This window comes from Streptomyces sp. NPDC015131, from assembly GCF_043079975.1.
Classification (GTDB): Bacteria; Actinomycetota; Actinomycetes; order Streptomycetales; family Streptomycetaceae; genus Streptomyces.
Map to the genome: position 1 here is coordinate 993743 of NZ_JBIBVB010000001.1, position 19418 is coordinate 1013160.

At 72.9% G+C, this 19418-nt stretch carries 16 protein-coding genes and 1 tRNA gene; 7 read left to right on the forward strand and 10 right to left on the reverse strand.

The window, feature by feature from the left end:
- Positions 1 to 93: 93 nt before the first annotated feature.
- Entirely contained in the window at positions 94 to 1293 is a 1200-nt protein-coding gene (locus tag ACF08D_RS04125) for an acyl-CoA dehydrogenase family protein (RefSeq protein WP_392220937.1), read from the reverse strand.
- Positions 1294 to 1935: 642 nt separating this feature from the next.
- On the opposite strand from ACF08D_RS04125, the gene ACF08D_RS04130 reads away from it, so the two are divergent.
- Positions 1936 to 2304 carry an MmcQ/YjbR family DNA-binding protein gene (locus tag ACF08D_RS04130; protein WP_392220938.1) on the forward strand — a complete coding sequence of 123 codons (369 nt, stop codon included), beginning with the start codon at positions 1936 to 1938 and terminating at the stop codon, positions 2302 to 2304.
- On the opposite strand, the gene ACF08D_RS04135 is transcribed toward ACF08D_RS04130, so the two are convergent.
- Positions 2301 to 3212 carry a transketolase family protein gene (locus ACF08D_RS04135; RefSeq protein ID WP_392220939.1) on the reverse strand — a complete coding sequence of 304 codons (912 nt, stop codon included), beginning with the start codon at positions 3210 to 3212 and terminating at the stop codon, positions 2301 to 2303. The two genes, ACF08D_RS04130 and ACF08D_RS04135, sit on opposite strands and share 4 nt — an antisense overlap.
- A 35-nt stretch (positions 3213 to 3247) precedes the next feature.
- The gene (locus ACF08D_RS04140) at positions 3248 to 3991 is read right to left on the reverse strand and encodes a transketolase (protein WP_392220940.1); all 744 of its coding nucleotides are present in this window, start codon (positions 3989 to 3991) and stop codon (positions 3248 to 3250) included.
- 126 nt (positions 3992 to 4117) lie between these two features.
- Between ACF08D_RS04140 and ACF08D_RS04145 the strand changes: the two genes are divergently transcribed.
- Positions 4118 to 4191: transfer RNA gene (locus ACF08D_RS04145), tRNA-Pro, on the forward strand.
- Positions 4192 to 4496: 305 nt separating this feature from the next.
- Here ACF08D_RS04145 and ACF08D_RS04150 read toward each other — a convergent pair.
- Positions 4497 to 7913, reverse strand: coding sequence for an RHS repeat-associated core domain-containing protein (locus tag ACF08D_RS04150; RefSeq protein ID WP_392220941.1), 3417 nt, complete (start codon positions 7911 to 7913; stop codon positions 4497 to 4499).
- A 349-nt stretch (positions 7914 to 8262) separates the two neighbouring features.
- Here ACF08D_RS04150 and ACF08D_RS04155 point away from each other — a divergent pair, with 349 nt between their 5' ends.
- Positions 8263 to 9771, forward strand: a complete 1509-nt coding sequence (locus ACF08D_RS04155; protein WP_392220942.1) for a DUF4246 domain-containing protein — start codon at positions 8263 to 8265, stop codon at positions 9769 to 9771.
- Between the two features lie 77 nt (positions 9772 to 9848).
- Here the strand turns inward: ACF08D_RS04155 and ACF08D_RS04160 are convergent, their stop codons facing one another.
- Positions 9849 to 11489, reverse strand: a complete 1641-nt coding sequence (locus ACF08D_RS04160) for an adenosine deaminase (RefSeq protein ID WP_392220943.1) — start codon at positions 11487 to 11489, stop codon at positions 9849 to 9851.
- 305 nt (positions 11490 to 11794) lie between these two features.
- On the opposite strand from ACF08D_RS04160, the gene ACF08D_RS04165 reads away from it, so the two are divergent.
- Positions 11795 to 13063, forward strand: a complete 1269-nt coding sequence (locus ACF08D_RS04165; protein ID WP_392220944.1) for an aminotransferase class I/II-fold pyridoxal phosphate-dependent enzyme — start codon at positions 11795 to 11797, stop codon at positions 13061 to 13063.
- Positions 13064 to 13208: 145 nt separating this feature from the next.
- Entirely contained in the window at positions 13209 to 13673 is a 465-nt protein-coding gene (locus ACF08D_RS04170; RefSeq protein ID WP_392220945.1) for a nuclear transport factor 2 family protein, read from the forward strand.
- 73 nt (positions 13674 to 13746) lie between these two features.
- Here the strand turns inward: ACF08D_RS04170 and ACF08D_RS04175 are convergent, their stop codons facing one another.
- From ACF08D_RS04175 to ACF08D_RS04190, 4 genes are all read right to left on the reverse strand, one after another.
- The gene (locus ACF08D_RS04175) at positions 13747 to 13890 is read right to left on the reverse strand and encodes a hypothetical protein (RefSeq protein ID WP_392220946.1); all 144 of its coding nucleotides are present in this window, start codon (positions 13888 to 13890) and stop codon (positions 13747 to 13749) included.
- 75 nt (positions 13891 to 13965) lie between these two features.
- Positions 13966 to 14871 carry an MBL fold metallo-hydrolase gene (locus ACF08D_RS04180; protein ID WP_392220947.1) on the reverse strand — a complete coding sequence of 302 codons (906 nt, stop codon included), beginning with the start codon at positions 14869 to 14871 and terminating at the stop codon, positions 13966 to 13968.
- A complete protein-coding gene (locus ACF08D_RS04185) occupies positions 14868 to 15449 on the reverse strand; it encodes a flavin reductase family protein (protein WP_392220948.1) in 582 nt (193 codons plus the stop codon). Before ACF08D_RS04185 ends, ACF08D_RS04180 begins: the two co-directional genes overlap by 4 nt.
- Before the next feature lie 26 nt (positions 15450 to 15475).
- Entirely contained in the window at positions 15476 to 16276 is an 801-nt protein-coding gene (locus ACF08D_RS04190) for an SDR family NAD(P)-dependent oxidoreductase (protein ID WP_392220949.1), read from the reverse strand.
- Between the two features lie 171 nt (positions 16277 to 16447).
- Here ACF08D_RS04190 and ACF08D_RS04195 point away from each other — a divergent pair, with 171 nt between their 5' ends.
- Complete coding sequence (locus ACF08D_RS04195; protein WP_392220950.1) at positions 16448 to 16915, forward strand: SRPBCC family protein; 468 nt, start codon at positions 16448 to 16450, stop codon at positions 16913 to 16915.
- Positions 16916 to 17009: 94 nt separating this feature from the next.
- On the opposite strand, the gene ACF08D_RS04200 is transcribed toward ACF08D_RS04195, so the two are convergent.
- The gene (locus ACF08D_RS04200; RefSeq protein WP_392220951.1) at positions 17010 to 18032 is read right to left on the reverse strand and encodes a methyltransferase; all 1023 of its coding nucleotides are present in this window, start codon (positions 18030 to 18032) and stop codon (positions 17010 to 17012) included.
- Between the two features lie 255 nt (positions 18033 to 18287).
- Between ACF08D_RS04200 and ACF08D_RS04205 the strand changes: the two genes are divergently transcribed.
- Complete coding sequence (locus ACF08D_RS04205; protein ID WP_392220952.1) at positions 18288 to 19406, forward strand: hydrolase; 1119 nt, start codon at positions 18288 to 18290, stop codon at positions 19404 to 19406.
- The last annotated feature ends 12 nt before the right edge of the window (positions 19407 to 19418 follow it).

Here is a 19418-nt window from a genome sequence, read left to right on the forward strand (position 1 = left end):
TGACCGTCAGCTGTGACCGTCCGGCCGCGCCCGGACGCCTGACGCGCCGTCCCCGGGGGCCCCGGCCCGCCCGGGGGCGGCGCGTCCGTGTGGTCAGAGCGCCGCCGGTTCCATCCGTACGGCGTCGGCGAGCCGCTCGGACCACTGCCCCTTCGCGGTGCCGAGCGCCACCTCGGCGAGGCGCAGCAACTGGATGTCGGAGGTGCCGGCCGGGGCGAAGATGTGGTGCGCGTCGCGCAGGTACCGTTCGATCGGCCGGTCGGTGAAGAGGCCGGCGGCGGCGTGGATCTCCATGGCGGTGCGCGCCGAGTCCAGCGCCGACTCGACGTTGACGAGCTTGGCGTTCATCAGCTCCGCGTCGCAGGGCAGCCCCGCGTCGAGCAGGTGCACGGCGTGGTAGGCGGCGAGCCGTGCCGTCATCAGCCGGGACTGGATGTGGCCCAGCTTGAGTTTGACCGAGGGCAGTTCGTGCAGGGGCTTGCCGTAGCGGTGCCGCTCCTCGCAGAAGCGGGTGGTCTCCTCCAGGATCGCCCGGTGGAGCCCCAGGGAGACGGCCGTGAGGTTGGCCCGGCCGTAGAGCACGCTGGAGGAGTACGCGACGGCCAGGCCGTCGCCCTCGTCGCCGAGCCGGTTGGCCGCGGGCACCCGGCAGTCGTCGAAGACCAGCTCGCCGAAACTGAAGCCGTGCAGCCCCATGGTGGGTTTCTGGTCACCGACGCGGACGCCCGGCCGCCCGGCCTCCACCAGGAAGGCCGTCAGCCCCTTCGAGCCGGGTCCGGTGCGGACGACCACCCCGTGCAGGTCCCCGACATGGCTGTTGCCGACGAACACCTTTCGGCCGTTCAGGACGTAGTCGTCGCCCACCCGCTCGGCGGTGGCGCTCATGCCCAGGACATGGCCGCCCGAGTCCGGTTCGGTGACCGCTATGGTCGGCAGGCACTCGCCGGCCGCGATGGCCGGCAGCCAGGTCTTCTTCTGCTCGTCACTGCCGAAGTGCACGATCTTCGCGGCGCCGAGCTGGGACGCCTGCACCATGGCGCCCATGGCCCCGCTGACCCGGGACAGCTCCTCGATGATGATGGTCTTGCCGAGGTGGCCCACGCCCATGCCGCCGTGGTCCCGGCCGATGGTGGCGCCGAGCCAGCCCTGCCGGGCGATCAGCCGGGACAGCTCGCGGTGCACCGACCGGGCCGCCTCCATGGCCGGTATCAGCGGCCTGACCTCCTCTTCCGCGAAGCGCCGGACGTCCCCCCTCAGCTGGTGATGGAGGTGACTGGCGAAGTACCCGTCCATGCGAGCCCTCCTCTGCGAAACGCCTGCTCGCCCGGTTGTGCGAGCAGCTGGTGCACCGGTGGTGGTCCCGTCCCGGACAGGCCGGCCCCCTCATGGTGTTGATCATTCCGGAACGCTTCAATACGGTCCTCAACTCTGGCCGATTTCCAGAGCGTTGACGTTTGATTGGAACAATGGATCGCGTGGTATCAGCCTGTCCGGTCCGCTGCGAAGGGCATTCCCCCAGCGCTTCTTTCTGCCACATGCCAAGGGCAAAGCTTTCGTGCGCAGAGGCGGCGGGCAGCCGGAATTTCGCCCCACGCATATACAGGAGTCCCACGCGTACGGTTCTGCCGGATCGATTCCGCACGAATGTCGACCGAAAAAGTTCCCTCCAGGACCGGGAAATGCGCCCCCTGCGAGGCGTGTGCGCGCCGGGCGCGGGATGAAGTCCTCGGTACGGGCGGCGCGTCGGTGCGCCGGGAGGGGCGAGCCGCGCGCGGTCGTGCCCCGCGGCGCGCGCCCGGGCGCGCGAAACCGCCCCGAGCGCCTCCCGCCGTGCCGGACAACCGGGGCGGACGACCGCCCGGGGCGTATCACCGTCACACCCGCCGGCGCCCCGCCCGACCGGCGTGCGGCGGCGCGGCGGCGTACGGTCGTCGCATGGCCACGGCCGACGACGTCCGCAGAATCGCGCTCTCCCTGCCGCAGGCGGTGGAGAAGCTCTCCTGGGGCATGCCCACGTTCCGCGTGGACGGCCCCGGGGGCAGGATCTTCGCCGCCCTGGACGAGGACGACACGTCCCTGGGCTTCCGCTGCCCCCGGGAGGAGCGGCAGGAGCTGATCGCGGGGGAGCCCGCGAAGTTCTTCCTGCGCGAGGGGCACGACGACCGCTACCCCTGGCTGCGGCTCCGGCTCGCGGCACTGGACGGCGAGGACGAGCTGTACGCCGTCCTCGCCGACGCCTGGCGCCTCTCCGCGCCCCGCCGCCTCCTGGCCGCCCACCCCGAGGTGGGCGAGCCGCGCGACTAGGCCGCGCCGGCACCGCCCAGGAACGCGGTGATCCGGGCGCGCAGCCCCCGGGGGTCCAGGCCGTGCGCGGCCAGGTGCTCGGCCATGCCGCCGTAGCGGCGCAGCTCCCGCCGGGCGACGCCCAGCCCCAGCACCCGGTGCGGGACGTCCGCGAGGGCGTCGTTCGCGGCGGCGGTGGACGTGCCCGCCAGATACGGCTCGACCAGCACCACGTCGGCGGCGCCCCCGGCGGCCACGGCGCGCCGCACCGCGCCGTCGTCGAAGGGGCGCACGGTCGTGGCGTACAGCACCGTCACATCGAGCCCCTCCGTCGCGGCGAGCACCGGGTCCAGCATCGGCCCCACCGCCACCACCACGCCCCGGCGCCCCTCCCGTACGGTGAGGAAGCCGCCGCCCGTGACCGGCCGCCCCCGCCCGTTCTCCTGGAGCGACAGCCGGACGTACACCCGGTCGTCGCCCGCCACCGCGTGCCGCAGCAGCGTCTCCGCCTCGTCCGGGTGGCCCGGCACGTGGACCGTCCAGCCGTCGAGCGTGTCCAGCAGGGCCACATCGCCCGGCGCCATGTGGGTGAAGCCCCCGGCGGGCCAGTCGTACGAGGCGCCGGCGCTCACCAGCACCCCGCCCACGCCCTGGTGGCCCAGGTCCAGCTTGACCTGCTCGAACGGCCGCTCGACCAGGAAACTCGCGAAGGTGTGCAGCACCGGCCGCATCCCGGTGAGCGCCAGCCCCCCGCCCACCCCGATCAGCAGCTGCTCCCTGATCCCCACGTTGATCACCCGGTCCGGGTGCCGCTCCTCGGCCCGGCGGAAGCCGTCCCGGCTGATCTCCGCCAGGACGAGCGCCAGGCGCGGGTCCTCGTCCAGCAGCCGGCTCGTGGTGGTGATGAATCGTTCACGCATGGTGTCCATGGCTGGGTCCCCCTCGTACGGGTCGACTGGTGCGGTCAGGTGTTCTTGGGTTCGACCCGGGCGACGACCACCCGGGGCCGCCCCGGGTGGGGGCGGGTGAAGGCGGCGTACAGGGCCTCGTGGTCCCGCCCGTCGGCGGTCTCGGCTGACCAACCGGCCGCCTCGAAGCGCGCGACGATCCCGCCGGGCCGGGCGTGGCTCGCCGAGGCGTTGTCGATCACCACGGTGTGCAGCTGCTCCAGGCCGGTCGCGCCCGCGTGGGCGACAGCCTCGTGGTTGCTGCCCTCGTCCAGCTCGGCGTCGCCCACCAGCACCCACACCCGCGGGTCGGTGAGGCCCCGCGCCCGCAGGCCCAGCACGCTCCCCACCGCGAGCGGCAGGCCGTGCCCCAGCGAGCCGCTGCCGATCTCGGCCCCCGGCACCAGGACCCGGTCCGGGTGGTGGCCGAGCGGCGAGTCGTAGGCGCCGAAGCCCGGCAGCAGCGCCTCGGGCAGGAAGCCCTTGGCGGCCAGCACGGCGTAGTACGCCATGGGCCCGTGCCCCTTCGACAGCAGGAACCGGTCCCGGTCCGGCGCGCCGGCGGTGGCGGGCGACACCCGCAGGACCCGGTCGTACAGCACCCACAGCGCGTCGAGCGTGGAGGTGGCGGCCGGCCCGTGCTTCTCGTCACCGGTCATCAGGGCCATCAGCCGGTGCAGCTCCGCGCGGGCCGCCTCGGGGGCCGCCCCGGGGGCCGTGGTGGATCCGGCGGTCCCGCCGGTCAGGAAGGTGTTCGTCATGGGATCACGGTGGTACCTCAAGCGGACTTGAGGTCAAGCGGTCAAAGCGGTTAGTGATCACCGGCAGGAGTGCGGTATGGTTTCCGTGCACGCCGGGCCGGGGGAAACCCCAGGTCAGACGGGCACCGGGACGTGGCGCAGCTTGGTAGCGCACTTGACTGGGGGTCAAGGGGTCGCAGGTTCAAATCCTGTCGTCCCGACTCGACGGAGTCGTAGGCCGAGGGGCCGTTTCAGAGTGATCTGAAACGGCCCCTCGGTCATTTCTGGTGGCGGGCGGCGCCGGGGGAGGGCCGGGGCCGCCGGGCCCGGTGCCTAGCGGCGCCTGGACCGTCCCATCGCGATCCCCACCATGATCGCGACGATGGCCACCGCCAGCAGCACGATGCCCGCCGTACCGCTCGGAAACCAGATCGCGGCCTGATCACTCATGGACACCTCCAGGGTCGGTCGTCTTCGGGGTGCTCGGCCCGGCCGGCGGCGAGAGGCCGCCGGCCGGGGACGTTTCTCAGTTCACATACGCGTCTTTCGCCTTGTCACCGACGTAGGAGCCCACCAGGGCGCAGCCGCCGGCGACGATCGCGCCGCCGACTCCGGCGGTCGCCGCCCCGGCGAGCCCGGCGCCGAACATGCAGGCGGTCTCCGTTCCGAGGCTGGCCAGGGTTCCCACGAGGTCGCCCTCCAGCGCCTTCCCGTCGCCGTTCCAGGCGTCGGTGCCCAGTTCCAGGAGGTCCTTGGCGAGCAGGAGGTTCGAGACCGCGTTGAGCCCGGTGGGGTCGATGCGGTTGACGGGGTCGCCTTCGGCGTAGAGGTAGGGGTTCTTCTCCCGGCCGGAGGGGTCGGGCTGGGTGAAGCGCCCGATGTTGGGGTCGTAGTAGCGGGCGGCGAAGTGGTAGAGGCCGGTGGCGTCGTGGTAGCCGCCGGCGAACTGGTACGGCTGCGGGACCTGCTCCGAGGTGCCCGCGCGCCGGACGCCCCGGGGGCTGTAGGAGTAGCTGTTGACCTTGGTCCCGGCCTCGTCGGTGAGCGCCACGACCGAACCGAGCGCGTCGGTGAGGTAGTAGTAGGTCTTGCCCCCGGTGGTCATGGAGTTCAGGGTGCCCCCGGGCTCACGGTTGAATCCGGTGTCCACGCCGCCGGTGCTCTGGGCGGACAGGCCGAGCGGCCCGTGGTGGAAGAAGGTGTCGCCGAGCTTGATCCGCTCGCTCTGGTCGGTGGAGCCGTACTGGCCGGCGTAGGTCTTGCCGCCCACCGTGAGGGACGTCAGCTGGGAGTGGTCGGACCAGGTTCCGGCCGTGCGGGTGCCCTCGGGCGTGGAGGCGCCGGCGGTCTCGTTCCCGGCCCTGTCGTAGGACCAGTTGGCCGTGGAGCCGTTCTTCGCGGTGATCTGCTGGGCGTCGTTGAGGGTGTAGGTGGTGCCGCGGGGGCAACCGGGGTCGACGCCCTGGGAGGTGAGGTTGCCCGCCAGGTCGTAGCAGTACTGCCAGGAGGCGTTGAGGGTGGTCCCCTTCTCCTCCTTGGCGTAGGAGAACCGGCCGGCGCTGTCGTACGTGAAGGTCGTCTTCGTCCCGGCGACCGCGTCGTCCCGGGTGCGGACCTTCCCGCCGTCCTTCAGGGGGGTGCCGGCGTTGGCGTCGTGGTCGTAGCCGTAGGAGTAGGCGAGGTCGACCAGGGTGCCCTTGGGGGACGTCGCCCGGATCCGCTCCGGGCGGCTCGACTTGTCGAGGGTGACCTCCTGGGCGGTGCCGCCGGGGTACGTCGTCTTCGTACGGACGTCGTTGTTGTCGTACGTGTACGTGGTGACCTTGCCGGTCGGGTCCTTCAGCCGCGTGAGCTTGTTGACCTCGTTCCAGGTGTAGTCGGTGAGGCCCGCCGGGTCCTCGTAGGTGTCCACGTTGCCGGCCGGGGTGTAGGTGAGACGCGTCTGCGAGCCGTTCTGCAGGGTGCGCACGGTCTCCCGGGACAGCGGGTCGAAGGCGTACGTGATCACGCCGGTGCCGTCCGACCGCTGGGTGAGGTTGCCGTCCCCGTCGTAGGAGTAGGTGACGGTGGCGTAGCCGGAGGTGTCCACCTTGGTGATCCGGTCGCGGTGGTCGTAGGTGTAGAGCGTGGTGACACCGCGCCCGTCCCGGACGGAGGCGGGCCGGCCCAGGGCGTCGTAGGTGTAGGTCGTCACCCCGAGCGGCGCGGGCGGTGTGACCCTGGTCAGATTGCCCTTGGCGTCGTACGTGAAGGACGTGGAGACCGACTTGGACGACGACATCTTCGTCGTGACCTTGCAGCGCTGGCCCTCGAAGCCGCCGCAGGTGGGGGTGGCGGGGTTGTGGTCGAAGGACTGGGTGCCCCCGCCGGTGCCGGTGACGGCGACGGACTTCGTGTTGCCGGCCGTGTCGTAGGTGTACTCCGTCTTCTCGCCGTCGGCCGTGGTCATGCTGCCGGGCAGGTCCGCCCCGGACAGGGTCTGGTAGCCGCTCAGGGCGGAGGTGGCGCCGGTGGGCAGCTTCGCCGAGGTGAGGTTGTTGCGGGTGTCCCAGCCGTAGGCGGTGACGTTCCCGCCGGTGCCGCCGACCCCCATCGCGTCCGTCGCGGTCTGGACGTTGTTGTTCGCGTCGAAGGTCGTGGAGCGGGAGCGGCCGAGGGCGTCGGTCACCTTGGTGACCTTGCCGTCGTCGTCGTGCTCGTACGTCATGGTGTGCTGCTCGGGGTCGGTGACGGTCGTCGTGCCCGCATCGGAGGGGTACGCGCCGCTGTACGCGTACCGGTACGTCGGGCCGGTGTGGCCGGAGCCGCCGGTCTCGGTCGCCCGCAGCATCGACGTGACGCGGTTCCGCGCGTCGTAGGTGAAGGCGGTGACGCGCCCCTCGGGGGTGGTGACCTTCGTGATGCGCCCGTCCGCGTCGAAGGCGTAGAGGGTGGTCTTGCCCTCGGTGTCGGTCGTCCGCGAGAGGTTGCCGTCGCCGTCGAGCTGGAACACGGCGGTGCGGCCGGTGTGGTCCTTCGCCTGCCACTGGTCGGGGTGCGCTTCCTGCAGGTCGATCCAGCGGCCCGAGCGGGTCTCGGTCAGCCGGAAGCCCTTGTGCTCGCCGGTCTCGTCGTGCTGGTCGACCGTGATCGTCCCGTTGTTGCGGTCGGTGACCTTCGTCAGGGTCCCGTTCGCGTCGTAGGTGTCCTTGACGCCCGACTTGCGGTCGGTCAGCAGATACGTGCCGTCCGCCTGCTTCTTCAGGTCCTTCGAGTACCCCTTGGGGGTGGTGAAGGAGCCGTCGGCGTTGATCTCGAACCGGACCGTGTCGCCGGTGGCGTCGTAGACCACGACCGCGTTGGTGAAGACGTGCAGGTACCGCTCGTACTCCTGCCACCAGCGGCTCGACACCTTGCCGTACGGCCCGACCAGCGCGTTGTAGGTGCGCGCCAGGCGCAGCTTCCTGCCGACACCGGCGACCTCGAAGTCGGTCGCGGCCAGCATGAGGTTGCCGTTGGACAGGTTGATCCGTGCCACGAGGGAGTCGGTGATGCGGAACTCCGACATCCGGTGCCAGGGCACCTCACCCTGCCCCCGCGGCACGTAGACGAGCGTGCCGGTCCCCGCCCGGGGCGAGGGTGAACGCCGTTCCCCGGTGGGCGATTTGGCCGCCCCGTCGGCGCGCTCGCTCTGTGCGGTACGCCACGCGGCCTCCGCCGCGGACGGGGCCGCCTCGGGCCGCGTGGCCACCGGCTTCGTCGCTCCCACCTTCACCGGAGGCACCTCGAGGCGCGCCGCCGGTTTGCCCCACACCGAGCCGGGGCCCGGGTCGGCCGCCGGTGGGCCGGCGAGTGCCGGGGACGCCGACGCGGCCAGCGCCAGGGCCGCGATCGCCGCCGTCAGGGTGTGTCTTACCGTGATACGGGCACGCCGGATCGGCGTGCCGGACGCACGCGAGCTCATGCACTTCCCCCCACGAGAAGAGATCTCACAGTGGCCCCATCGGCCACCGGAGGCGCACACGCTGCCACAGCCACTTCTCCGGCGGCCGGTGGCTGCCCGCGATCCTTTCGCACACACGGACGAGAACCGGCCGAAGATCGGCAGGGTGGGGGCAGGGGCCGGGGCTCAGGCACCTGCCGGACGGCAACAGTTGCCGTACCTCGCCCCGGGTGTGAGGGGCGTGTGAAGATGGCCGGAAATCGTGGGTGTGCCCGCGCCCGGGCGGGCGGCCGGGGAGCGGGGCGCCGATGTCAGAGGGCCCGGTTATCCTGCCCGCCACACCGCACACCGACTGTAGGGATCACCGACCTTGACCGGCCAGTCCGCCTTCCCGCTGCCCTTCCACGCCTCCCGCTCGCTGCCGTTCGCCACACCCCGGACCCTGCGGGAGCTCCAGATGATGGAGTGCAGCGCGCACATCCGGACCAAGCCGGGATGGTTCGACAAGGTCAACGACCCGGAGATAGCCGCCAGGTGGACGCGGGAAGCGGTCGCCCAGGGCCTCACCGAGGCACAGGTGGCCTTCGTGCTCGCCGAACTCGCCCACTACGCCGCGCTGCGGGACGCGCGGACCGGTGCCGAGGTGTCCGCCGTCGACGGGGTGTGGCAGTCGGACGCCCTCGTCGACGAGACGCTCCGCGCCCGGCTGCGTGAGGCGGTCCGGGTGCTGGAGGACGTCCCGGAGGCGGCGCGGGACTGGCACCCCGGATCCGGCGGGCAGGTGCTGGACCTGGTGCATCCGTCCCTGTTCTGCCTGGTGAGGGACGTGAGCGGCGGCCCCGGCCGGGCGTGGGAGAACCCGACCGACCGCTACTCGAAGCACGAGTTCTCCGAGCGGTTCCAGTGGCTGCCGGCGGACGTCGACGTCAGCGACGACGGCCGGGTGGCGCTCCGCTCGTACATCAACAACGTCCACCCCGAGACGCACCGCGAACTGGCCGCCGTCCTGCCGGAGTTGTTCGGGCGCATGCTCCCGCTGCTGGAGAACGTGCTCACCGACCTGCGCCACCCCCGGCCCCCGAGGATCACGGTCGACCCCTACGACTGGTACGACTCGGAGCCGGAGCGCCCGGTCCGGGCCGACTTCCCCGACGACGCGGCCTACGCGGACGCACGCGGCGCGTGGGAGCCGGCCCACGACGCCTGGTGGGACAACCGCCGCCCGGTCGTCCCGGACGCCCCGGAGTTCACCCCGCCCGAGCCGCCCGCCGAGGCCGATCGCGTACACCTGCGCGGGCGGAGCCTCCAGGTCATCGTCAAGCTCGCCACCATCCGGCTGACCCCGGACAAGCCCGAGTACGCGGGCGGCTCCTGGCACGTGGAAGGGATGCTGAACGAGCGGATCGTCTCGACCGGCATCTACTACTGGGACAGCGAGAACATCACCGAGAGCCGGCTGAGCTTCCGGGCGGCGCTGGACGACCCCCAGTACGAGCAGAACGACGACAACGGCCTGCGCGAGGTCTACGGCCTGGAGGATCAGGACGCCCTCAACCAGGTGCTCGGCTCGGTGGCGACCCCGGCGGGCCGCTGCCTGGCCTTCCCGAACGTCCTCCAGCACCGCGTGGGATCGTTCCGCCTCGCCGACCCCACCCGCCCCGGGCACCGCAAGATCCTGGCGTTCTTCCTGGTCGACCCCTCGCGGCGGATCGTCTCCACCTCCGACGTCCCCCCGCAGCAGCCCTGGGCCGAGACCTCCACCATGACCCTGGAGCAGGCCAAGGAGTACCGCGAAGAGCTGATGAGGGAACGCAAGTTCTTCGTGGACGAGCACAACGAGCAGCTCTACGAGCGGGAGTTCTCCCTCTGCGAGCACTGAACGCCCGGGGGCCGCGCCGCGTCCGTGCGGCGCGGCCCCCGGGGCTCCGGGACGGGCGGGCACCGGCCCGCCCGCCGTCAGCGCGGTGCCGGGAAGGACCGCTCGAAGGCGGCGAAGGCCGCTTCCTGCCGCCACTGCAGGGCGGCCTTCGGGCTGGCCTCCAGCAGCCGGCGGCACTCGGCGCCGGCCGGCCTGCCGCTGCCGGGCAGCGCGTCCCGGCAGGCGGCCTCGGGGCGGTAGCCCTCGGCGGTGGGGTTGCCCCGCCACAGGCTGCGGCCCGGGAGGAAGGCGTACTCCAGGGAGGCGCGCGCCAGGTCCTTCAGCGCCGGGTAGCCCAGCCCGTAGGTGGTGGCCGCGTACTGGTATTCGTGGCTGATGTCGATGCGCGAGACCCCCGGGTCGTCGGTGGCCAGCACCACCGGCACCCCGTGCTCCCGGTAGGCGGAGAAGGGGTGGTCGTCGCCCTTCACCCCGAGGATCTGGGCGTTGCTGGTGAAGGGCACCTCGACGGCGATCTCCCGGGCGGCCATCGTCCGGGCCGTGCCGCGCCAGTCGTTCTCGTGGCGCAGGCCGACACCGTGCCCGATCCGCTCGGCGCGCGCCACCGTGACCGCCTCCTTGATGTGGAAGGCCAGGTCGGCGGGCTTGACCAGGCCCGGCCACAGCTCACCCGCGTGCAGGGTGACATGCGCCTTCGGGTACACCCCGCGCAGGTACTTCAGCATCCGCATGTGCAGCCGGTAGTCGGCCAGGGCGCGCTCCCCGTCCTCCGGCTGGACCAGGTTCACGGCCACGAACCGGCTGTCGCGCTCGGCCAGCCGCATGCCCAGGGCCATCTGCGTGAAGACCCGCTCGGGGGCGCTGCCGCGCGACACCTGGGAGATCCAGCGCACGGTCATGCCACAGGCGGCGCCCGGCCGGTCCGTACCGCAGCGGGCCTCCGCGCGGAACTCGGCACCCGTCCGGTCCGCCTCCCCGCGCGCCTCGGCGACCAGGGCGTCCAGCCTGCCCCCGGCGGCCAGCCGGCGGTGCAGCCGCGCCAGGTCGGCGTCCCAGCCCACCTCGGCGGCCAGCTTCTTCGCGCCCTCCGACGCGGGCGTCGCCATCGTCTCCAGATAGGACTGGTTCTGGGCCGCCGCCGTGCCGGCCACCTCCGCCAGCAGCTTGCCGGGGTGGCGCCAGGTGACCTCGCCGAACTTCCCGAACGTGGCGAAGAAGTGGTCGTGGCCGTTCCCGCCGGGCGGGAAGTCCTGCATGGACCAGGCCCTCACCAGGGCGTCGTGGAACGCCCGGTCGGTCCGCGCGTCCGCCGCCGGGCGCCTGCCCGGGCCGCAGGGCGGGGCGACCGCCGTCATGGTCGCGGTGTCGACGCACAGCCCGTCGTCGCCGGCCAGCCGGATCAGGTACTCCGTGGACACCGCGCCCGAGAGGTGGTTGTGCAGCTCACCTCCCTTGGGCATCCGGGTGAAGAAGCCGCGCAGCAGCCGGGGGTCCCGGCGCAGGTGCTGCAGGACGGCGTCGGTGCGTGCCTCGGCGGCGGTGCGCGGGGTGGCCGGCGCCGGGGCCCCGGGGGCCGCGGGGCGGGGCGCGGGCGGCGCCGGCTGGGCGCCGGCGGGCGGCGGGGACAGGAGGGGCAGGAGGCCGGCGGCGGCCAGCGCGGGCACCAGGAGTGCCCGGCGCCGGCGGGCGGCGTGGAGTAGGGGGTTCACGGCCCACATGATCACGGCCCGTGGGCGGCCGCACCGGGTTTTGACGCGGTTCGCCCCTCTACACCACCCGGCCGAGGGACGGTGAGGGACGGTGAGGGACGGTGAGGGACGGTGAGGGACGGCGGGGGACGGCGAGGGACGGCCGGGCCCGGTGGCGTCCGCCTCCCGGTACGTACGCCCGGGGACGCCCGCCTCCCGGTACGTACGCCCGGGGGCGGCCGCCACCGGAGCCGCCGGGTGACTCCGGCCGGCGGGCCGGTGTGGCCCGTTTTGTATCCTCGGCAGGCGCGACGCACCCTGCGAGAGGAAACACCATGACCACCGAGCTGAGCCCCGACGCGCTGACCGGGCTCCTCGAGCGTGCCCGCCAGGACTACCAGGAGCTCGTGGGGCGCGGCCTCTCGCTCGACCTCACCCGGGGTAAGCCCGCACCGGAGCAGCTCGACCTCTCCGAGGAGCTGCTCAGCCTGCCCGGCGGCCGGTACACCGCCGCCGACGGCACCGACGTACGCAACTACGGCGGCCTCCACGGGCTGCCCGAGATCCGCGAGATCTTCGCCGAAGCCCTCCAGGTGCCCGCCGCGCAGCTGCTCGCCGCCGGCAACTCCAGCCTGGAGCTGATGCACGACTGCCTGGTGCACGCCCTGCTGAGCGTCCTGCCGGGCGCCGAGTCGCGGTGGGCCGACCAGGAGCGGATCGCGTTCCTGTGCCCCGTCCCCGGCTACGACCGGCACTTCGCGCTCTGCGAGCGGTTCGGCATCGACATGATCCCCGTCCCCATGACGGACGAGGGCCCCGACATGGACGCCGTGGAGCGGCTCGCCGCCGAGAACCCGGCGGTCAAGGGCATCTGGTGCGTCCCGAAGTACAGCAACCCGGACGGCGTCTGCTACAGCGACGCGACCGTGGCGCGGCTCGCCGCGATGCCCACCGCCGCGCCCGACTTCCGGATCTTCTGGGACAACGCGTACGCCGTCCACCACCTCACCGACGAGCCCGTCGAGATCGCCGACCTGCTCGCCGCCTGCGCGGAGGCGGGCAACCCGGACCGGGCCTTCGTCTTCGGCTCCACCTCCAAGATCACCGCCGCCGGCGCGGGCGTCGCCTTCTTCGGCTCGTCCCAGGCGAACGTGGCCTGGCTGCTCGGCAACAACGCCAAGCGGTCCATCGGCCCCGACAAGGTCAACCAGTTGCGGCACGCGATGTTCCTGCGGGACGCCGACGGCGTGCGGGCCCACATGGAGCGCCAGCGCGCCCTGCTGCAGCCCAAGTTCGAGGCCGTCGCGCGCATCCTGGACGCCGAGCTGGGCGGTACGGGGCTCGCCACCTGGACCTCGCCCAAGGGCGGGTACTTCGTGACGCTGCGGGTGCCGGACGGCTGTGCCCGGGAGGTCGTGCGCCGGGCCGGCGACGCGGGCATCAAGCTGACCCCGGCCGGGGCCACCCACCCCTACGGCGACGACCCGGGCGACACGGTCATCCGGATCGCGCCCAGCTACCCGGGGCTCGCGGAGCTGGAGCAGGCGATCCGGGGCCTCGCCGTCTGCGTCCGCCTGGTGGGGTACGAGCGGCGCGCCGCCTGACCCGCCTTCGCGACGGCCGGCCCGCTCCCGTGCCCCGGGGCGGGGCGGCGCCGACGAGCCGGTCTCCAGTGCCGCTGCAGCGCGGCGCGGCAGGCTGGGGCCGATCGGCGCGGCCACCGGGCCGGCCGTTGCGAAGGGAGTATCCATGTCTCAGCCGGTCGGGACCCTGCCCCACCAGGTCACCGGGGACCTCTACGCCGAGGTGCAGACCTTCTACGCCCGGCAGATGCGACGGGTCGACGCCCTGGACATCGAGGGCTTCGCCGACACCTTCACCGAGGACGGCGAGGTCGTGCACGCCGGCGGCCAGCGGCAGCGCGGCCGTGCGGAGATGGTCGCGGGCATGCGGGCCAACCTGCCCCGCTACCGGGACATCGCGGTACGGCACTGGTTCGGCCACCTGATCATCGAGGTGGACCCGGCCGACGCCGACCGCCTCCAGGTGTCGTACTACACCCTCGTCACCCAGACCGACCGCGAGGGCAGGGTGAACTTCCAGCCGACCTTCACCGTGGAGGACGAGCTGGTCCGCCGGGACGGCCGGCTCCTGACGCGCTCGCGGGTCATCCACCGCGACACCCCGGCCCCGGCCGGACCGCCCGCCGCCTGAAGCTCCCCCCGCACTGCGGCACCCCGCCCACGGGTCGTCCATGGGCGGGGTGCCGCGGTGCGCGGGCGGGCGGTCAGTCGATGCCCCGCCAGATGTGCGGCTCGCTGCCGTCGTCGTCGGGGTCGCCCGCCAGCAGGAGCGGCACCCACTGCGGCGGGGGGTCGGGAGGGGTGCGTACCGGCTCCTGAGCGGGCCGGTCCAGCAGGATCGTCGCCATTGACGTCTCCTCTCGGTCGGCGTGCGTCCGTGCGTGTACGTGTACGTGTTCGTGTACGTGTGTCCGTACCGGATCTCAGGCGTGGCAGGCGGGCAGCCCGCCGTGGAAGGCGACCATCTCCCGGAAGGACGCCAGGACGTCGATGCGGGCGCCGGGCGCGAGCCCCTCCAGCTCCGCGTACGCCCGGTGCAGATTGCCCACCAGCCGCTCGGGGTCCACCAGCTTGGCGAAGGCGCCCAGGTCCGCCTCCTGGGCGGCCCGCAGCGGCGGAACCCCCCGGCGCACCCCGTCCTCCGCCAGCTCCTGGAGCAGCCGCAGGTACGCCTCGGTCTCGTCCAGCAGCTCCGGCCCGCCGACCGGCCCGTGTCCCGGGACGACCGTGGCGGGCCCCAGCGCCCGCAGCCGGGCCAGGGCGTCGAGCGACCCGGTGACCGAGCCCATCAGGACGTACGGTGTGACCCCCGACCACACCACGTCGCCGGTGAAGAGCACGGACCGCTCCGGCACCCACACCACGACATCGTTGGCGGTGTGGGCGGGCCCCACATGGAGCAGCTCGACCCTCAGGTCCCCGGCGTGCACGGTGAGCGCCTCACGGAAGGTGAGCGAGGGCAGGGTGAGCGGGGTGTCGCCCCACTCCACCTCCGGCCACAGCCCGCGCAGCCCCAGCCCCGCCTCCGCCGTGTCGGCGCGGCACCCCTCGTGGGCCACGATCACCGAACCCGCGAACTGGCCGTTGCCGAAGGTGTGGTCACCGTGGAAGTGGGTGTTCACCACATAGTCCGGCCCGCCCGGCAGGAGGCGTTCCACCTCCGCGCGGAGCCGGCGGGCGCGCTTCTCCGTCGCGGCCGTGTCGACGAGGACGCCGCGGCCCCCGCCGGTGACCAGGCCCGCGTTGTTGAGGCACCAGCCGCCGTCGGGCTGCACGAACGCGTACACGCCCTCGGCGACCGGCTCCAGCGAGGCGAGGGCCGCGGTCATGCCCGCGCCGCCGCGTCCAGGGGCAGCCGGGTGAAGCCGCCGCGGTGGAAGACGAGCGGGTCGGGGCCGGTCTCCCCGGAGGCGAGCGCCACCACCCGGCCGACGAGCAGGGTGTGGTCCCCGGCCGCGTACTCGGCGTCCAGCACGCACTCGAAGTACGCCTCGGCGGAGGGGACGACGGCGTTGCCCAGCACGCCCCGCGCCGCGCCCAGCCGGCGCATGGCGGCCGTCCCGGACGGCCGGTCCGGACGGCAGAACTCCTGGGCCAGGTCCTGCTGGTGACGGCCCAGCACATTGACGGTGAAGCTCCCGGCCCGGGCCACGCGGGGGCGCATCCGGCCGTCGGCCTTGACCGAGACCAGGATCAGGAGCGGGTCCAGGGACACGGAGGTGAGGCTGTTGAGGGTGATCACACCGGTGTCCTCGTCACTGCCCTGGGTGAGCAGGGTGACCCCGGTGGGGAACCGGCCCATGGCCGCCCGGAACGCGGCGGTGTCGGGCACAAGGGCGTCGGGTACGCGGGTCCCGGGCACGAGGACGGCCGTGGCCGCCGCGCCGGTGGTCGCTGCTTCGCTCATGATGGGGGTGTCCGTCTCCGTCCGCATCAGTAATTGCCCAGCCCGCCGCAGACGTTGAGCGCCTGCGCGGTGATCGACGCCGCCACGTCGGAGACGAGGTAGCCGACCAGCCCCGCCACCTCCTCCGGGGTGGAGTAACGGCCCAGCGGGATCTTGGCGTTGAACTTCTCCTGGATCTCCTGCTCAGACACGCCGTAGTGCCCGGCGTACCCCTGGCGCACCCGCTGGGCCATCGGGGTCTCGACATAGCCGGGGCACACCGCGTTCACCGTGATGCCCGTCTTCGCCAGCTCCTTGCCGACGGCCTTGGTGAAGCCGATGACTCCGTGCTTGGACGCGGAGTACGGCGCGGCCAGCTCCACGCCCTGCTTGCCGCCCGTGGAGGCGATGTTGACGATCCGGCCCCAGTCGCCGTCCCGCATCCGCCCGGTGCTCAGCACCTCGCGGGTGACCCGGAAGGTGCCGTTCAGGTTGGTCTCGATGACGTCGTCCCACAGGGCGTCCTCGATCTCCGCGGTGACCCCGCCGCCGCCGCGCCCCGCGTTGTTGACGAGCACGTCGATCCGGCCGTACGTCTCCACCGCCTCCCGCACGGCCGTCCGGATCTGCTCCGCCGAGGTGACGTCGCAGACCGTGCCGGCGACGTCCAGCCCCTCGCCGCGCAGCCGCTTCACCAGGGCGCGCACGTCCTCCTCGCCGCGCGCCACCCCGAACACGGCGAGCCCCTGCCGGGCCAGGAGCTCGGTCACCGCCAGGCCGATACCACTGGTCGCGCCCGTGACGAAGGCGACCCGCCGCCGCTCCGCGCCCGTCCCCGTAGCTGTCATCGTGCTCTCCCGTCGCTCGTCGTCCGCATGGGTCGACCGTGAACGCGCCTCCTTGCGCCGATCTGGACTCCGCCTCGAACACCGCCCGTTCGAGCCGCCGTCGACGGCGGGTTGAGCCGCCGGCGCGACGGTGGACGGGTCCGAACGACGTGACATGAGCGAGGAGGGTCCGTGTCCGAGCAGACGATTCCGGACGTACGGAAGTCGGTGACCGTGGCGGCCACGCCCGAGGAGAGCTTCCGGGTGTTCACCGAGCGCCCCAAGGACTGGTGGCCGCCGTCGCACGTCCTGCTGAAGAAGGAGCGGGCCGGCCTCGCCTTCGAGGGCGGCGCCGGCGGGCGCTACTACGAGTGGGACGTGGAGGGCAACGAGATCACCTGGGGCCGCATCCTGGAGTGGCGGCCCGGCAGCCGGCTGGTGATGACCTGGCGGCTGGACGGCAACTGGCAGTCCATCCCCGACGACGAGCGGGCCAGCGAGATCGAGGTGACCTTCACTCCCGCCCCCGGCGGCGGCACCACGGTGGAGCTCGCCCATGTGAAGCTGCACAAGCACGGCGAGGGCGCGCGGCGGATCTTCCAGGCGCTCGACGGGCCGAGCCCGGGCGAGACCCTGGAGCGGTTCGCCAAGCTCTTCTGACCCGCACCCCGCTCTTCGCGGTTCTTCCCGTACGGCTCAGGGCCCCGGTCACCTCGACCGGGGCCCTGAGCCGTCGTCCGCGTACCGCCCGGGGTCAGTCCGCGACGGCCTCGATGACCGAGACGACCGGGTCGGCCGTCTCCAGCACCTCGGTCACCGTGAAGCCGGCGGCACCGAGGATCTCCTTGAACTCCGGCAGGGTGCGCTCCTTGCCGTTGAAGACCGTCATCATCATCATGTCGATGGTCTTGCTGACGTGCGGGTCGTTGCCGTCCGGGATCACCGCGTCGACCACCAGCAGCTTCGCCCCCGTGGGCATGCCCTCGCGGGTCGCCTTCAGGATGCGCAGGCCGTTCTCGTCGCTCCAGTCGTGCAGGATCGACTTGAGGATGTAGATGTCCCCGCCGCCCGGCACGCTCTCGAAGAAGTTGCCCGGCTCGGTCTTCCAGCGCCCGGCCACCTGCGGCTCGTCGAGCAGGTTCTCGCGGAGCACCGACTCCTGGTCGTACAGCGTGCCGGTCACCGTGGGGTGCTTGCTGAGGATGGACAGCAGCAGACCGCCGCGGCCACCGCCGACGTCCACGACCCGGGCGCCCTCCGGGAAGGGGTAGGTGTCGGCGACGAGGTCGGTGAACTGGCCGGAGAAGGCCGCCGTCCCGGCGTTGAAGACGGTCGCCTCCTCGGGGTGCGAGCCCAGCCACTCGAAGAACGGCGCGCCGTACAGGTCGTCGAAGACCGTGCTGCCCTTGCGGACCGTCTCGTTGAGCTTGCCGATCGGCTTCCAGAACAGCTCGCCGCCGAGCATCAGGAAGCTGTCCCGCACCGAGTTCGGCACGCCGGTGCGCAGCAGGTCCGCCATCGGCGTCAGGTGGAAGCGGCCGTCCTCGTCCTCGCGGAAGACCTCCCGGGTCGCCAGGTAGCGCAGCAGACGCCGGACGTACGGGCCGTGCAGGCCGGTCAGCTCACCGATCTCGGCGGGGGTACGGGGACCGTCCGCGAGGTGGTCGGCGATCTTGGCCTCGGCCGCCGTGTACAGCGACGCGGAGTACAGGAAGCCGGTCATGTGCACGGTCAGCTCGGCGGCGAGCTCCGTACGGTCGGACGCGGTTGCAGCCATGGGACCCTCCGTATGTCGGCCGCCCGGCCGGAAGTGGCCGGGCGCACGGCACGCCCTTCGGCGTGCGGTGCGGCCCACCGTGCCCGCCGCGCCATGAGCGGCGGCACAGCACGGGTCGCACGCCGCATGAGCACGCGGCGGCCGGGGGAGGGCCCGGAGGGCGTCTAGTGCGGGTGCATCCCGGTTCGAGGGACGGCCGCCACGCTGCCCGGACGACCGCGCACCGCGAAGCGTTCACCACAGGAGGTCACGAGGATGCCTGCCGCCATATCAGGGGACACGGGGTTGGCCGAGGCCGCCGTCAAGCTGCGCGCCCTCGCCGCCGAGCACGCCGCCGAGGCGGACACCACCCGGCGACTCGCCCCCGACGTCACGGAAGCGGTCCGCACGACCGGCTTCGCCCGCCACTTCGTCTCCTCCCGCTGGGGCGGTACGGAGGGCACGTTCGGCGAGCTGACGGACGCCGTCGTCGCGGTCGGGGAGGGCTGTGCGGCCACCGCCTGGTGCGCGTCGCTGGCCGCGTACTCCGCCCGCTTCGCCTCGCACCTGCCCGAGGAGGGGCACCGGGCGGTCTGGGGCGAGAGCCCCGACGTGGTGATCGCCACCGCGCTGATGCCCGCGGGCCGGGCCCGCCAGGAGGACGGCGGGTGGCGGCTGGGCGGCCGGTGGTCCTACGTCAGCGGGATCGACTTCGCCGACTGGGCCCTGGTGTGCGCCGCCGTGCCCGGGGGCGACGGCCCGCCGCGGCTGCGGTTCTTCGCGCTGCCGCGCGGCAGCTGGACCGTGCTCGAGAGCTGGGACAGCATCGGCATGCGGGCGACCGCGAGCCACACCGTGGTCGTCGAGGACCTCTTCGTACCCGGCCATCTGTCCTTCGACCGCGCGGACATGCTGACCGGGCACAACACCACCTCCGACGCCCCCTGCCACCGGGTGCCCTTCCAGGCGGTGGGCGGGCTCACCTTCATCGCGCCCGTCGTGGGGGCCGCCGCCGGCGCCCTGGAGGCCTGTGCGCGCACGATGACCGGCCGGCGCCGCAACCCGTCGGGCGAGCTGCTGGTGGTGCGCGCCTCGGGGCGCGTCGACGCGGCCCGCCACCTGGTCGAGCAGAACGCGGCGGTCATCGACGAGCGGCGGTTCACCCCCGAGCTGATGGCGCGCAACGAGCGCAACGCCACCTTCTCGGCCGAGCTGCTCCAGGAGGCCGCCGCCCTGCTGATCCGCGGCGCCGGCACCGGGGGCCTCGGGGAGGCGCACCCCCTCCAGCGGTTCTGGCGCGACATCACCTCGGCGACCAGCCATGTCGCCCTCCAGTACGACACGGCCGCTCGCAAGAACTACTCGGCCGTCCTGCTGGGGCCCGAGGAGGGCTGACCGCCCGCCCCG